The following is a 13,313-nucleotide window of genomic DNA, read 5'->3' on the forward strand; positions in this document are numbered from 1 at the left end:
TTCATTTTAATTTGTATGACACTTTTTCACAGGCTACGCATATATTTATACTAGACCGACAGTCGGTCTAGATGAAAGGAGTTTCTTTGTGAGAACAGTAAAAGAATATGAAGAACGTAGAAATGAAATTCTGGATACAGCAGAAAAACTGTTCGTTTCTAAAGGGTATATGAAAACAACTGTAAATGATATTTTACGAGAAATTGGTATTGCGAAAGGAACATTTTATCATTATTTCAAATCAAAAGAGGAAGTAATGGACGCTATTATTACTCGGATTGTAAATGCAGATGTAGTGGCCGCAAAAAAGATTGCCTCAAGTCCTAATATCACTGTGTTGGATAAATTGTTTCAAATTTTAATGGTGCAAGTGCCGAAAGCAGGTGGGAATAAAGAAAAAATGATTGAACAATTTCACCAGCCAAATAATGCAGAAATGCATCAAAAAAGTTTAGTGCAAGCTATTTTACATTTAACACCTGTTTTAACAGAGGTAATTGAACAGGGAATCAAAGAAAAAATTTTTGAGACGGCTTACCCCCAGGAAACAATGGAGTTCTTGATCGCGTCTGCACAAGTCATATTCGATGAAGGATTGTTTCAATGGCAGCCGCATGAAGCAATGCAAAGAGCAAAGGCGTTTATCAATATAATGGAAACGACTTTGGGAGCTAAAAAAGGAACGTTTAATTACATTTTGGATATTTTGATGAGGCAGTCCTAAAATAATTTTTTTATAAAATTTTTAGACCGGCAGTCGGTCTAGACCCTTGATGAAAGGTGTGTATACGATGCAAAATACCATCAATATAAAATCTTTCCCTAAAGATTTTAACCTCATGGTGATTGGACAAATTGTATCTATCTTAGGTTCCACCCTTTTACGTTTTGCTTTATCACTCTATGTACTGGATATAACGGGGCGTGCGGACATTTATGCTACTTTGTATGCTATATCGAGTGTCCCTTTGTTGTTGTCACCTCTTGGCGGGGCTATCGCTGATAGATTTAACCGGCGTAATTTGATGGTAATCTATGACATATTAAGTAGTGTTATTATTTTCTGCTTTCTTTTGTTATTATCAGTCGGCAAGACTTCCGTGGTACTTATCGGTGTTGTTATGGTTTTGCTAGCGATTATTAGTGCAATGTATTTCCCTGTTGTTATGGCGAGTATTCCGCTGCTCGTTACGGAAAAAAAGCTAGAACAGGCAAATGGTATCGTGAATGGTGTTCAAGCTTTGTCGGGTGTAGCGGCACCTGTTTTGGGCGGAGTGCTATACGGCCTTGTAGGGTTAAAAATGCTTGTCGTGCTGAGTGGTATCACTTTTTTCTTGTCAGCAATATTAGAGACTTTTATTAAGATTCCGTTTGTTAAAAGGAAACAGGATGAGCATATTGTGCCAACAATCGCAAAAGACCTGAAAGTTGGATTTACCTATGTTGTCAAACAGCCTTATATATTGAAATCCATGATATTAGCCGCTTTGCTCAACTTGATCCTTACACCACTCTTTATTGTCGGTAGTCCCATCATTTTACGAGTAACGATGCGAAGTAGCGAAACGTTGTATGGCATCGGGATGGGACTCATAGATTTTGCTACAATTTTAGGGGCTTTATCCATCGGTTTCTTTGCGAAAAAGATGCAAATGAAAACAATATATCAGTGGATACTTATGATTGCTCTATTAATTGTACCGATGGCGGTCTCCATTATGCCACTTGTTCTTAGATTTGGATACTATCCGTCATTTATCCTCTTTATCTTGTGTGCAATTCTTATTACAATGGCAATGACCATTATCTCCATTTTCGTTATTACAGTCGTACAAAAGAAAACACCTAACGAGAACTTAGGAAAAGTCATGGCAATTATTACAGCGGTAGCGCAATGTATGGCACCTATAGGTCAGGTCATATATGGATTTATGTTTGAAATTTTTAGTATAAAAGTTTACTTACCTATATTATTTATAAGCCTCATAATGATAGTAATAGCAATTGTAACGAAGGGAATATTGAGAAATGAGGGGGAAACGGCGTGATATGATTTGGTTATTCCAATGGAAGTATTGAAACAACTACTATATTTTAATATATTTCTAATCAAATTTCTCCAATGAAATTCATGTTTGACACTTATAATTTATTTGGTACACATGTTATTGTTCTGTGATTACTACCAGTATTATTCATTTGAAACTCCTTTTTATATTGTTATTCTCTTAAAACTTAGAGGCTATTATAAGTTGACAATCCAATATTTTTTGAGGAAAATACAGTTATAGGAATGTACGTTCTGTTCGTTGGAGGACTAGCGATTTCAAGTGTATCTACATAAAAGGAGATGTTTCTAATTGAAGAATACAAGACAAAAAATTACTACTTTTTTAATGTTTGACGGCAATGCAGAGGAGGCTATGACTTTATATACTTCTTTATTTGATCAATCAGAAATTATAAATATTTCTCGTTACGGTGCAAATGAGCCTGGTAAAGAGGGAACTGTAATGCATGCTACATTCACATTAAATGGGCAAAAGTTCATGTGTATAGATAGTAGTGTGAAGCATGAATTTACATTTACTCCTTCTATGTCACTGTATGTAAATTGTGATACAGAGGCGGAAATTGATGAAGTCTTTAATAAGCTAGCGCAAGAAGGAGAAGTTTTAATGCCGCTTGCAGTTTATCCATTTAGCAAGAAATTCGGTTGGCTTAATGATAAGTATGGTGTTTCTTGGCAGCTAAACTTTTCTGCAAACTAGGTCTATGTTAGTAAATAAAAACGTATTCTCAATCTAATGAGTAATACGTTTTTTATTCATTTAGAATTTTGCTTTGTAAGTTCTGCTAGTGATTTTAAGTGAAATTCCCTCTTATTAAGTCAAATGGGTTGATTTAATATTTCAGAGATAAATTGTGGTATAATTTACATATAGGGGGAAAGTAGATGACACAACATAAAGAAGAACAAATGAATCAAGCACTTGCACTGTTTTATTTTGCATATAAAACATTTACAGAAAAACCAGATGAAATTATAAAAGAGTATGGTATACAGCGAGTTCATCATCGAATCTTATTTTTTATTGCTCGTTTTCCTGGGCTTAGTATAAATGAATTGTTATCTCTGTTAGAAATAAGTAAACAAGCTCTTCACGGGCCACTCCGTCAGCTTCTTGAAAAGGGGCTTATTGAAAGCAAGGAAGCAGAACACGATCGTCGTGTGAAACAGCTTGTCCTAACGACAGAAGGAGCAGAGCTAGAGAGAAAACTAAGCGATGTACAAAGAGAACAAATGAGCAGTATTTTTTCAAAATTTGGTGAAACATGTGAAGAGAATTGGCATCAAGTTATGACTGAACTAGCAAATAGCCGTTTAGGTTTTGATGCATGGTTATCTAAGCGTGAAGAACCAATTGATTAAAATGAGTAAATAAATTATTCATCTGTTTTTTGAGTTTGAAAAAGAACCGATTTTATCCATGTATTTTGGCAACTATGGATAAAAAAATAACATTACCAGATACTTTATTACGTGTACGCATTGCAAAATTTAAATTTACATTTCCGGAAGGGGATTATTATGATAAAGCTTGTACTCATTCGTCACGGACAAAGTTTATGGAATCTTGAAAACAGATTTACAGGATGGACAGATGTAGACTTATCAAAAAATGGATTAAATGAAGCAAGAGAAGCAGGTGCAATTTTAAAAAACAATGGATATACGTTTGATGTTGCGTATACATCTGTTTTAAAACGGGCAATTCGAACGTTGTGGATTATTCTACATGAAATGGACCTTGCATGGGTTCCTGTACATAAATCATGGAAGTTAAATGAAAGACATTATGGAGCATTGCAAGGATTAAATAAGGATGAGACAGCAAAGAAATATGGTGATGAGCAAGTTCATATATGGAGAAGAAGTACTGATGTAAGACCGCCAGCACTTACTGAAGATGATCCAAGGTATGAAGCTGATGATCCAAGATATAAGTTGTTGAAAAAAGGTGAATTTCCACTTACTGAGTGCTTAGAGGATACAGAACAAAGAGTATTGGACTTTTGGCATAATGAAATTGCACCGATGTTACAATCTGGTCAAAAGGTAATCATCTCATCACACGGGAATACAATTCGTTCGCTTGTAAAATATTTAGATAATCTATCGGATGATGGTGTTGTATCATTAAATATTCCGACGAGTATACCACTCGTATATGAACTAGATGAAAATTTACGCCCAATTCGTCATTACTATTTAAGTATGAATGGTGAAGTTCCGGAAGGTGTGATTCCGAAACATATATCCTGATAAAAAATATTTGTGAAAATTTGAAATGTATGCTTGTCTACATATAAAATGTAGATTCATTATAAAAGACGTGGCTTCCTTCTCATGTATATGCAATGCAGCTAACTTTAGAAGGTTGTCCATGTCTTTTGTCATAATGAGAGGGAAATCAGCATGTAATGATATCGTGAGAAGTTTTTGAATGGAGGGTGATGTGATTGACGGTCTCTAACATTCGAGTTGGTTTGTTTCTTCTCGTATTAGTCTTTTTATTTCTTATTTTCTTTTATTGGAAAAATGAAGAATTGTACGAAGAAAAAAAGCAACTTATTCGAAAAACATGGTATGGTGTGTTTATTACATCAGTCACAATGTATTTCATGATGAAAGGAATTGATTTAACCCTCTGGAAAAATATTTTAATGTTCGTTGCAATGGTGATTTTTGTTGATATTGCATTTATTTTAACTCCAAACATTTCTGAAATATGGGGTGCAAAATTTAGTGATATCGGAAAGACCGTTCAATCTATTAAACGATCATTAATTGCTTCGAAAGCACGAGGTGAGATCTACACAACAATTATTCAAAATGTAAACCCAGCAGCATTTGGTACGATGGAGTGGCAAACTGAAACAGAATATGCACAAAGTTTAAATGTATTTCTTGATACGTATGCAGAAAAAATTGGGGCGAAGATTGTCGTATTTGTGACAGAAGGTGAATTAAATACGAATTTTCGTGGTATCCGTTCTCAATTTAGTATTACAGTTCCTGTGGAACATATAGAACAATTAAATGAACAGAAAGCAGTGCAAGTTGAAAATGTTGGTATCATACCAGCCAAAATAGTAAGAGATGTTTGTATTGTTATTGATGGTCAAAAGAATAACCTTCAAGACCGGGATTTTGAAAATGTATATAACTTAACAATTCATCATAGTTATTTTAGTAAGTAAGGACAGAATCTAAATTCTGTCCTTTTCCTTTATACATAATGTAGAACAAATTTCGAGAAGATGGAACAAAGTTGAATAAAATCGGACAATCATTCCTACACTAGCACGTAGAGGTGATTGTAGTGGAAAAAGAATATGGTAGTGAATTTTTCAAAGAAGAAGCTGAAGATACAACAGATTTCTCTTTAATAAAAGGAGATACAATGCAGCAAGTAGAAAATTTAGAAGAAGAATTAAAAAGAAAAGGATAAAAGTGCACCATTTTTATATTTAATATATAATAAAGATAGACAAAGATTGTATCTTTTTTTACAAAAGGGGGAGGAGAAAATGCAAGAAATGAAACAGCAAAAACTTGCTTTTTTTAAGAAAGAAAAAGAAGATTCAAATACAGATTTCTCTCTTGTGAAAGGTGCATTAACGGAAAATATTAATCGACTAGAAAAGATCGTGAATGGTGATGCATCAAAATATATACAGGGAAAAAACTTGAAAGAAAATGCATAGGTGCATTTTCTTTTTTATTTTTTCTTTATTCCTGTCGCAAATTCTTCGAAATCTAGCTTTTCATAGAATGGAATGTATTCAGCTGTACAAATTAATTGCAAGTGTAGGTTCTGTTTTTGGCATTCTACAATTAATTTTTGAACGATCTCCTTTCCAATTCCGCGATTTTGAAAGGAGGGATGAACGACTAATCCACATAGATAAGCGTTAATTATCCCATCTGAAATAATACGTCTGGTTCCAATTAATTGATCGTTATCATAAGTACTTATGACAAAAGTACTTTGAATGAGAGTATGATACAATTGCTCTTTTGAAAGCTTTAAATAGTCATCCCCACTGATTATTAGTTGCATCAATCGGGCTTTTACGGGCAGGCCTATCTTACTCGTTTTTCTTTGAATCTTGAGGTGGGGATTTTACTGCCCGTTAATGCGGGGTAAATTGAAAATGTGTTCAGGACAAGGAAGGTTTTCTGTAAAATACATATGCATTTTCCTTAATTTTTTAAATGTAGTATAAAATTATACTGATATTCTGTGAAATGGATATGGGATAGTTTTTGATAAATAGAAGTGATAGATCTACACCTTTAATAAAAAGTAAAATGATGAAGCATGGTATAATGGTAAAGAAAAGAATAATTTGAAATTCAAAGATTTATCCAATCAGTTTTATTTAAGAGAGGAGCTTCAAAATGTATTCTAATTTAGAACAATTAACAAAGCACCCTGTATTTTATCATTTTGCAGAAATTTCAAAGATTCCAAGAGGATCTGGAAATGAAAAAGAAATTAGTGATTATTTAGTTGAATTTGCAAAAGATCGTAATTTAGATGTTGTACAAGATGAAGCATTAAATGTAGTCATTAAAAAGACAGCAACTGACGGTTATGAAAATGTTCCTGCAATTATTATTCAAGGCCATATGGACATGGTTTGTGAGAAGAACCAAGCAACCGTTCATGATTTTGAAAAGGATCCAATTCAATTACGAATCGTTGGGGACATGCTGTATGCAAATCAAACGACTTTAGGTGCTGATAATGGTATTGCGGTTGCGTATGCATTAGCACTATTAGATTCAACTGATATTCCACATCCAGCTCTTGAGGTTGTGATTACAACAGAAGAAGAGACAACAATGGGTGGTGCTTTTGCTGTTGATGCGAAGCACTTTGATGGGAAAATATTTATTAATATCGACTCTGAAGAAGATCATAAATTACTAGTGAGCAGTGCAGGTGGAGCGAAGGCAGTTGAAACGATTCCTGTTGCTTGGGAAGAAGTACCTGCTGAACTAGAAGTATACCGTTTATATGTTGGAGGCTTAAAAGGTGGCCACTCTGGTATGGAGATTGATAAACAAAGAGGAAATGCCAATAAAGTTTTAGGACGCGTTCTTCATGATTTATCAAATGAAATTTCATTTAACATGAGTGGAATTCACGGTGGATTAAAAACAAATGCGATTCCGCGTGAAAGCGTAGCAACAATTTTATTATCTGTAAATGATGTACAAAAGGTAGAAGAGAAAGTAGCAGAATGGACACGTATTTTCCAAGACGAGCTACGTGCTGTAGATCCTGATGTACATGTTTCTCTTACAAAATTAGAAGAAAAAGTAGAAAAAGTATTTGCAACAGAAACACAGAAACAACTTATTTCTTCTTTATTCTTGATTCCAAATGGCATTCAAAGCATGAGCATGGATATTAAAGGACTTGTAGAAAGCTCAACAAACTTAGGTGTTATTGAAACGTTACATAATGAAATTAAATTAAGAAATGAAGTAAGAAGCTCTGTAAGCAGTTTAAAACAGCACATTACGAATGAAATTAAGTATATTGCAGAATTAGTTGGGGCGCAATTTGAGAAGGAATCAGAGTATCCAGAATGGCCGTACAATCCTAATTCACCAATTCGTGATTTGTTTGAAAAAGTGCATAAAGAAAAATATAACAAAGATGCTGAAATCTTTGCAGTGCACGCTGGTATTGAATGTAGTGTATTTGTTCAAAAAATGCCTGAATTGGATGCCATCTCATTCGGACCAGATATTTTCAATGTTCATACGCCAGATGAACATATTAGTATTTCATCAGTTATAAATAACTGGGGATACTTCATTGAAGTAATGAGAGAAACGAAATCACTAGCATAAATATAAATGAATCAAACTGCCTAAGGTCCCCCTTAGGCAGTTTTTTTGCTGCATTGATATAGATAAAACAAAGAAATTCTTATATAGATACAATGAAGTTGATATCTGTAATGTTAGTTAAGGAGCAAGGAACACTGCGAAAAAAAGATAATTTCACATACTGTATTGAAAGAAAAAATAAAACATTATAAAAATAAAATACTATCTATTTTGTAGAAATAGATAGTTTGATAAAATGTTAATGATATGATTAAAAAGAATTGCTAAAAATATATTTAATAGAATTTTTATAAGGGAGAAGATATGAAAAAAAGATATAAAAGGTTATTTATTATAAGTGCAATAGCAATAGGAGTCAGTGCATTCTCATACTTACAAAATAATTTAATAAGTGTAAGTAAAATATCAATAACATCTAGTAAGATACCTTCTAATTTCAAGGGATTTAAAATTGTACAGTTATCGGATTTACATAGTAAAAAATTTGGAGAAAACCAAGAAGTTTTAATTGAAAAAGTAAAAAGCTTGAACCCTGATATTATCGTTATTACAGGAGATCTAATTGATAGTAAGAGGTATGATGCAGAGGTGAGTTTAAAGGTAGTGAAAGAGCTTGTAAAACACTATCCCGTTTATTTTGTTACAGGAAATCATGAATTATGGTCAGGGAGGTATGATAGTTTAGAAAAAGAGTTGAAAAGATATAATGTGACAGTTTTGAGAAATGAACATGAACGTATTCAAAAAGAGGGGCAGGAAATTTGCCTTCTCGGCATAGATGATCCGGCATTTACCGCGAAAAATAACGATGAAAATGAAGAGATGTCTACAGTGAAAAATGAAATCGTTAAAGCGAAAAATGAGGTAGATCAGGATGAATATAAAGTACTACTTTCACATAGACCTGAACTTTTACAAGTATACGCTGAGCAACAAATTGATTTAGTTTTAACAGGGCATGCCCATGGAGGACAAGTAAGACTACCTTTTATTGGAGGCTTAGTTGCACCTAATCAAGGCATATTACCCAAATACACAGCAGGTTCATATAAGGAACAAGGTACTTCCATGATAGTAAGCAGAGGGTTAGGGAATAGCATCATTCCTCAAAGGATTTTTAATAGACCAGAAATTGTAGTCGTACAACTGGATTAATTTGTACGACTTTTTTTTATTAGCTTTGAGTGACGTTGCGGTGGTCCATTCACTATAACTCTTTTAATAGAAAATAAGATAACAAATGTAAGTAACAGAAAATATGTATGATGAAAGATTGGTGTTTTCTAAAAAGTACAAGTATCCATTACAATTTTGTTAAATTTGTTCTACGCTACATAAACTAACAAATTTTGACGTTCTTTCTTTGTTATAGTGTAAATAATCAAAATAATCAGTTTTAATTCAGATTAGAATGCTTATGGCTTGTGCATATAAAAAACTAATTATAAAGGAGTGTACACATGCATAAAGAATTTGAAATTGAGGAATATACTGCAATTGAAGAACAAATTTATTATTATAGTCAATGTTTATTGGTGAATCATCCTGAGCAAATTGTGAAGTATTTAGAAAAAAGGTTAGAAAAATATACAGAAACATTAAAATATGCACATTTGTATCCCGAAAAAGTTATTTTGCCTATCCAGCAGTTAGTAATTGAGTATTCTTTAGATCTTGCTAGAATTAGAAAGTATTTAAATTTAGAAACGTAGCCTATAAATAATGATTTAAAATGAAACAGAGTCGACAGTGAGAAATGAATTCTATTGTCGACTCTGTTTCATTGTTCTATAGACAATGTACTAGTTGTTAGAAAGATTGAAAAGATAATACTCATAAATATAATTTGACATATAATAATCTAAGAGTAAAATAAAAGTGAGTACTCACTCATTTTGAAAAGGAGGAGATCTTATTGCAACAACCTTCAGTCATTTTACAAGATGTATCAAAGTGTTTTGGAAAAAAAGAAGTACTGCACAATATTTCACTATCTGTAGCAGAGACAGAGATTTTTGGTTTAGTAGGTCCATCCGGGTCTGGTAAAACGACGCTTATTAAAATGATTGCTGGCATTAGTGAATCAACAGTAGGGAATGTAATAGCATTAGGGGTACAAATGCCAAACTTAAACGGCATGAAGCAAATAGGTTATATGGCACAAGCCGATGCGCTGTATGAAGAATTATCAGCTTATGAAAATGCAGATTTTATCGCAACAATGTATGGATTGAAAGGTAAACATAAGAAGGAGAGAATTGAAGAAGTTTTTACATTAGTTGAATTATCAGAGCATGCTAAAAAACAAGTACAACACTTTTCAGGGGGGATGAAAAAGCGGTTATCTCTAGCGATGGCACTTTTACATAAACCAAAGCTTTTAATTTTAGATGAGCCAACGGTTGGAATTGATCCAGTTCTTCGTAAATCTATTTGGGAAAAATTTTATGAGCTCAAAGGGCAAGGAACAACGATTATTGTGACAACACATATTATGGACGAAGCTGAATTTTGTGAACGTCTTGGATTAATTAGAGATGGGAAGTTAATTGCAACAGGAACTCCAAATGATTTAAAAGATCGAACTTCATCAGGACGGATTGAAGATGTCTTTCTATTGGAAGGAGCGGTTGAATCATGAGAGTCGGTGGTGTAATTATTCGGATTATTCGTCAGTTTCTTCGGGATAAACGGTCACTTGCGATGATGTTTGGAGCGCCAATGTTACTCCTTTGGTTATTATCGCTTGTGTTTACACAAAAGGATTACACTCCTCATATTGCATTAATAGATGTTCCAGCACCTATAGTAGAATCAATGAAAAAGCAAGATGCTACCATCTATGAGTATAGTAAAGATGAAGCGTATTCTAAATTAAAAAATCAACAAATAGATGCCATTATCACTTTAGAACATGGAAAAGCGAATGTATTGCTAGAAGGTAGTGATTCTTCAAAAAACCGTGCAGTGCTACAGACATTACAAAAGGCCACAGAAAAAAATGATATGCCCGGTATGAAACCAGAAATTGATTTTTTACATGGTTCCGCAGATTTCACGATGTTTGATGGACTTGGACCGGTATTAATTGGCTTTTTTACATTCTTCTTTGTTTTTATTTTATCAGGAGTTTCCTTTGTACGAGAACGTTTAAGTGGGACGTTGGAAAGATTATTATCTACTCCAGTGCGCCGCTGGGAAATTGTTGTTGGTTATATAATTGGATTTGGTATTTTTGCGTTTTTACAGTCTGTTATCATTGTAAGTTTCTCTGTTTATATTCTTGATTTATATGTAGCAGGGTCACCGTGGCTTACATTACTAATTACATGTATGCTTTCACTAACAGCGTTAACACTAGGTACTTTTTTATCGGCATACGCCAATAACGAATTTCAAATGATTCAGTTTATCCCACTGGTCATCGTACCGCAAATTTTCTTTTCAGGTTTATTTCCAATGGAATCAATGAATAAGTGGCTACAAATGCTAGGTAAGGTATTTCCGCTAACATATGGTGCTGATGCAATGAAACAAGTGATGATTCGTAATCAAGGATTTACTGAAATTGCGGGAGACCTTTGTGTGTTACTTCTTTTTGCGATAGTATTTACAGTAGGGAATATATTTGCTTTGAAGAAACATCGCAAAATATAATGTTTATAAAAAAGGGGCTTTACGAATGAAGAAAGATTGGCTGGAAGAATTAATTGCTGCTACAGACACAGATAAACGTAATGAACGTCAAATGCGTATATTAGAAGCAGCGGTTGATATGTTTGGAGAAAAAGGATATGCGTCAACTTCAACGAGTGAAATTGCAAAGCGTGCTGGTGTAGCGGAGGGAACAATCTTCCGCTACTATAAAACAAAAAAAGATTTACTATTAGCGGTTGTCATGCCAACATTAACAAAGTTTGCTGCTCCATTTTTTGTACAGGCTTTTGCAAAAGAAATACTGGAGAATACGTATGAAACGTATGAAGAATTTTTAAGAAAAGCAATTCGAAATCGATTTGAATTTGCTAAAAAACATTTTCCAATGTTAAAAATTTTAATACAAGAAGTACCGTTTCAACCAGAATTAAAAAATGAAATACAACAATTAGTAGAGAAGGAACTTTTTTCTCGCTTTGAAAAATTAATTGTACATTTTCAAGAACAAGGACAAATTATTGAAATGCCAATCCCTTCAGTTATCCGCTTTACTTTATCAGCTATAATGGGGTTAATTTTAACTCGATTTTTATTATTACCTGAAGAAAAATGGGACGATGAAGTGGAAATTGAAAATACGATTCAATTTATATTGTATGGACTAACACCACAAACGTTGCTATAACAACGTTTGTGGGTTTTGATTTTCGTATTTGCAAACATTGACTATCCAAAGATATTTTTCCCGAAAGTTTTAACGGATTCTTCTTGCATGTTGGATAACACATGAGAGTAAACTCTTAATGTCATAGATATATCCGTATGACCTAATCTTTCGCTTATAATTTTAGGGTTGACCCCTTGTTTTAATAATAGCGTTGCGTGAGTATGTCTTAAATCATGGAATTTAATTTTTTCACATCAGCTCTTGTGATTACTTTAACTAAATTTTCTCTAAATGTATTCCTTTTTACTATTTCTCCAAAATCATTGCAATTAATTAAATCTAAATCTCGATAAGCGGAACCAAGTCGTAATTTATCCTTGTTAATTTTGATTTTATGTTTTCTTAACTCTTCGACTGTTTCATTAGGAATAGGAATAGTCCGTTTTGATGAGTTTGTTTTAGCACTTGACTTCAATTTATTATCATTACCTAATGTCTGATTACTAGTTACTGTATGATTATCAAAATCAACATCTTGCCATCGTAAACCTAGAACCTCTCCTAAACGAAATCCTGTGGTTATTGTAAGAACAAATCCAATATGATAAGGTGATTCTTGAGAATGCAATAAAAATTTTTTTACTTCTTCCTCTGTCCAAATTCGGGTGGTTTTTTTCCTTTTTAGGTATTTCTGCATTTTTAACAGGATTCCGAAGAATAATTTGTTGCTTAACAGCTAAATTTAAAGCATTCTTTGTAAATGGTCAAGGTGGCGGAAAAGTAACGGAAGATTACTATAACGTCACGGACGAACAACAAGCGATTCAAGCTGATAGTAAAAGAATGATGAAGAAGCGCCAAATGCTTCTGAAATGAAGGCGTTCAATAAAGTAGATAAGGAAATGGCTAAGCTACGTAAAGAATACTATCAAGTGAAATCCGATACAGAAATGGATTCAGAAGTAGAACGTAATGAATTGGATCGTTTGGATGAAGAAATGCGTGCACTCGCACGAGAGGGTATTAAAATTTTTGGACCTAATTATAAGTAAG

At 33.4% G+C, this 13,313-nt stretch carries 15 protein-coding genes and 2 pseudogenes; 15 read left to right on the top strand and 2 right to left on the bottom strand.

Features of this window, described 5'->3' with window-relative positions:
* Positions 1-88: 88 nt before the first annotated feature.
* From C568_RS0100795 to spoIISB, 8 genes are all read left to right on the top strand, one after another.
* Positions 89-724, top strand: coding sequence for a TetR/AcrR family transcriptional regulator (locus C568_RS0100795; RefSeq protein WP_006094853.1), 636 nt, complete (start codon positions 89-91; stop codon positions 722-724).
* Positions 725-773: 49 nt separating this feature from the next.
* Entirely contained in the window at positions 774-2,048 is a 1,275-nt protein-coding gene (locus C568_RS0100800; protein WP_006094852.1) for an MFS transporter, read from the top strand.
* 312 nt (positions 2,049-2,360) lie between these two features.
* The gene (locus C568_RS0100805) at positions 2,361-2,771 is read left to right on the top strand and encodes a VOC family protein (RefSeq protein ID WP_018780467.1); all 411 of its coding nucleotides are present in this window, start codon (positions 2,361-2,363) and stop codon (positions 2,769-2,771) included.
* A 185-nt stretch (positions 2,772-2,956) separates the two neighbouring features.
* Complete coding sequence (locus C568_RS0100810) at positions 2,957-3,433, top strand: MarR family winged helix-turn-helix transcriptional regulator (RefSeq protein ID WP_006094850.1); 477 nt, start codon at positions 2,957-2,959, stop codon at positions 3,431-3,433.
* 159 nt (positions 3,434-3,592) lie between these two features.
* Positions 3,593-4,327 carry a 2,3-diphosphoglycerate-dependent phosphoglycerate mutase gene (gene gpmA / locus C568_RS0100815; RefSeq protein WP_018780468.1) on the top strand — a complete coding sequence of 245 codons (735 nt, stop codon included), beginning with the start codon at positions 3,593-3,595 and terminating at the stop codon, positions 4,325-4,327.
* 197 nt (positions 4,328-4,524) lie between these two features.
* Positions 4,525-5,265, top strand: a complete 741-nt coding sequence (locus C568_RS0100820; protein ID WP_006094848.1) for a type II toxin-antitoxin system SpoIISA family toxin — start codon at positions 4,525-4,527, stop codon at positions 5,263-5,265.
* A 113-nt stretch (positions 5,266-5,378) separates the two neighbouring features.
* Positions 5,379-5,516, top strand: coding sequence for a hypothetical protein (locus C568_RS0100825; protein ID WP_003197740.1), 138 nt, complete (start codon positions 5,379-5,381; stop codon positions 5,514-5,516).
* 79 nt (positions 5,517-5,595) lie between these two features.
* Positions 5,596-5,772 carry a stage II sporulation protein SB gene (spoIISB, locus tag C568_RS0100830; protein WP_003197743.1) on the top strand — a complete coding sequence of 59 codons (177 nt, stop codon included), beginning with the start codon at positions 5,596-5,598 and terminating at the stop codon, positions 5,770-5,772.
* 14 nt (positions 5,773-5,786) lie between these two features.
* On the opposite strand, the gene C568_RS0100835 is transcribed toward spoIISB, so the two are convergent.
* Positions 5,787-6,128 (bottom strand): GNAT family N-acetyltransferase, encoded by a 342-nt coding sequence (locus C568_RS0100835; RefSeq protein WP_018780470.1) that lies wholly within the window; start codon positions 6,126-6,128, stop codon positions 5,787-5,789.
* 341 nt (positions 6,129-6,469) lie between these two features.
* Here C568_RS0100835 and C568_RS0100840 point away from each other — a divergent pair, with 341 nt between their 5' ends.
* From C568_RS0100840 to C568_RS0100865, 6 genes are all read left to right on the top strand, one after another.
* Complete coding sequence (locus tag C568_RS0100840; protein ID WP_018780471.1) at positions 6,470-7,936, top strand: aminoacyl-histidine dipeptidase; 1,467 nt, start codon at positions 6,470-6,472, stop codon at positions 7,934-7,936.
* Positions 7,937-8,239: 303 nt separating this feature from the next.
* A complete protein-coding gene (locus C568_RS0100845) occupies positions 8,240-9,091 on the top strand; it encodes a metallophosphoesterase (protein ID WP_018780472.1) in 852 nt (283 codons plus the stop codon).
* Positions 9,092-9,396: 305 nt separating this feature from the next.
* The gene (locus C568_RS0100850; RefSeq protein ID WP_018780473.1) at positions 9,397-9,648 is read left to right on the top strand and encodes a hypothetical protein; all 252 of its coding nucleotides are present in this window, start codon (positions 9,397-9,399) and stop codon (positions 9,646-9,648) included.
* Between the two features lie 203 nt (positions 9,649-9,851).
* Positions 9,852-10,577 (top strand): ABC transporter ATP-binding protein, encoded by a 726-nt coding sequence (locus tag C568_RS0100855; protein WP_018780474.1) that lies wholly within the window; start codon positions 9,852-9,854, stop codon positions 10,575-10,577.
* Positions 10,574-11,593 (top strand): ABC transporter permease, encoded by a 1,020-nt coding sequence (locus tag C568_RS0100860; RefSeq protein WP_018780475.1) that lies wholly within the window; start codon positions 10,574-10,576, stop codon positions 11,591-11,593. The genes C568_RS0100855 and C568_RS0100860 overlap by 4 nt, the downstream gene beginning before the upstream one ends.
* 25 nt (positions 11,594-11,618) lie before the next feature.
* Complete coding sequence (locus C568_RS0100865) at positions 11,619-12,278, top strand: TetR/AcrR family transcriptional regulator (protein ID WP_006094842.1); 660 nt, start codon at positions 11,619-11,621, stop codon at positions 12,276-12,278.
* Positions 12,279-12,319: 41 nt separating this feature from the next.
* Here C568_RS0100865 and C568_RS36360 read toward each other — a convergent pair.
* Positions 12,320-13,015: pseudogene (locus C568_RS36360) on the bottom strand (site-specific integrase); the annotation flags it as partial.
* On the opposite strand from C568_RS36360, the pseudogene C568_RS36180 reads away from it, so the two are divergent.
* Positions 13,005-13,312, top strand: a pseudogene (locus C568_RS36180) (hypothetical protein); the annotation flags it as partial. The pseudogenes C568_RS36360 and C568_RS36180 sit on opposite strands and share 11 nt — an antisense overlap.
* Position 13,313: the final 1 nt, after the last annotated feature.

The sequence above is a fragment of the Bacillus sp. 95MFCvi2.1 genome, assembly GCF_000374965.1.
GTDB classification, from domain to species: domain Bacteria; phylum Bacillota; class Bacilli; order Bacillales; family Bacillaceae_G; genus Bacillus_A; species Bacillus_A pseudomycoides.

Excerpts from the sequence above, each read along its gene's own strand:
- C568_RS0100800 (WP_006094852.1), top strand. The coding sequence starts at position 774 with ATGAAAGGTGTGTATACGATGCAAAATACCATCAATATAAAATCTTTC.
- C568_RS0100810 (WP_006094850.1), top strand. The coding sequence starts at position 2,957 with ATGACACAACATAAAGAAGAACAAATGAATCAAGCACTTGCACTGTTT.
- gpmA (WP_018780468.1), top strand. The coding sequence starts at position 3,593 with ATGATAAAGCTTGTACTCATTCGTCACGGACAAAGTTTATGGAATCTT.
- spoIISB (WP_003197743.1), top strand. The coding sequence starts at position 5,596 with ATGCAAGAAATGAAACAGCAAAAACTTGCTTTTTTTAAGAAAGAAAAA.
- C568_RS0100835 (WP_018780470.1), bottom strand. The coding sequence starts at position 6,128 with ATGCAACTAATAATCAGTGGGGATGACTATTTAAAGCTTTCAAAAGAG.
- C568_RS0100840 (WP_018780471.1), top strand. The coding sequence starts at position 6,470 with ATGTATTCTAATTTAGAACAATTAACAAAGCACCCTGTATTTTATCAT.
- C568_RS0100845 (WP_018780472.1), top strand. The coding sequence starts at position 8,240 with ATGAAAAAAAGATATAAAAGGTTATTTATTATAAGTGCAATAGCAATA.
- C568_RS0100850 (WP_018780473.1), top strand. The coding sequence starts at position 9,397 with ATGCATAAAGAATTTGAAATTGAGGAATATACTGCAATTGAAGAACAA.
- C568_RS0100860 (WP_018780475.1), top strand. The coding sequence starts at position 10,574 with ATGAGAGTCGGTGGTGTAATTATTCGGATTATTCGTCAGTTTCTTCGG.
- C568_RS0100865 (WP_006094842.1), top strand. The coding sequence starts at position 11,619 with ATGAAGAAAGATTGGCTGGAAGAATTAATTGCTGCTACAGACACAGAT.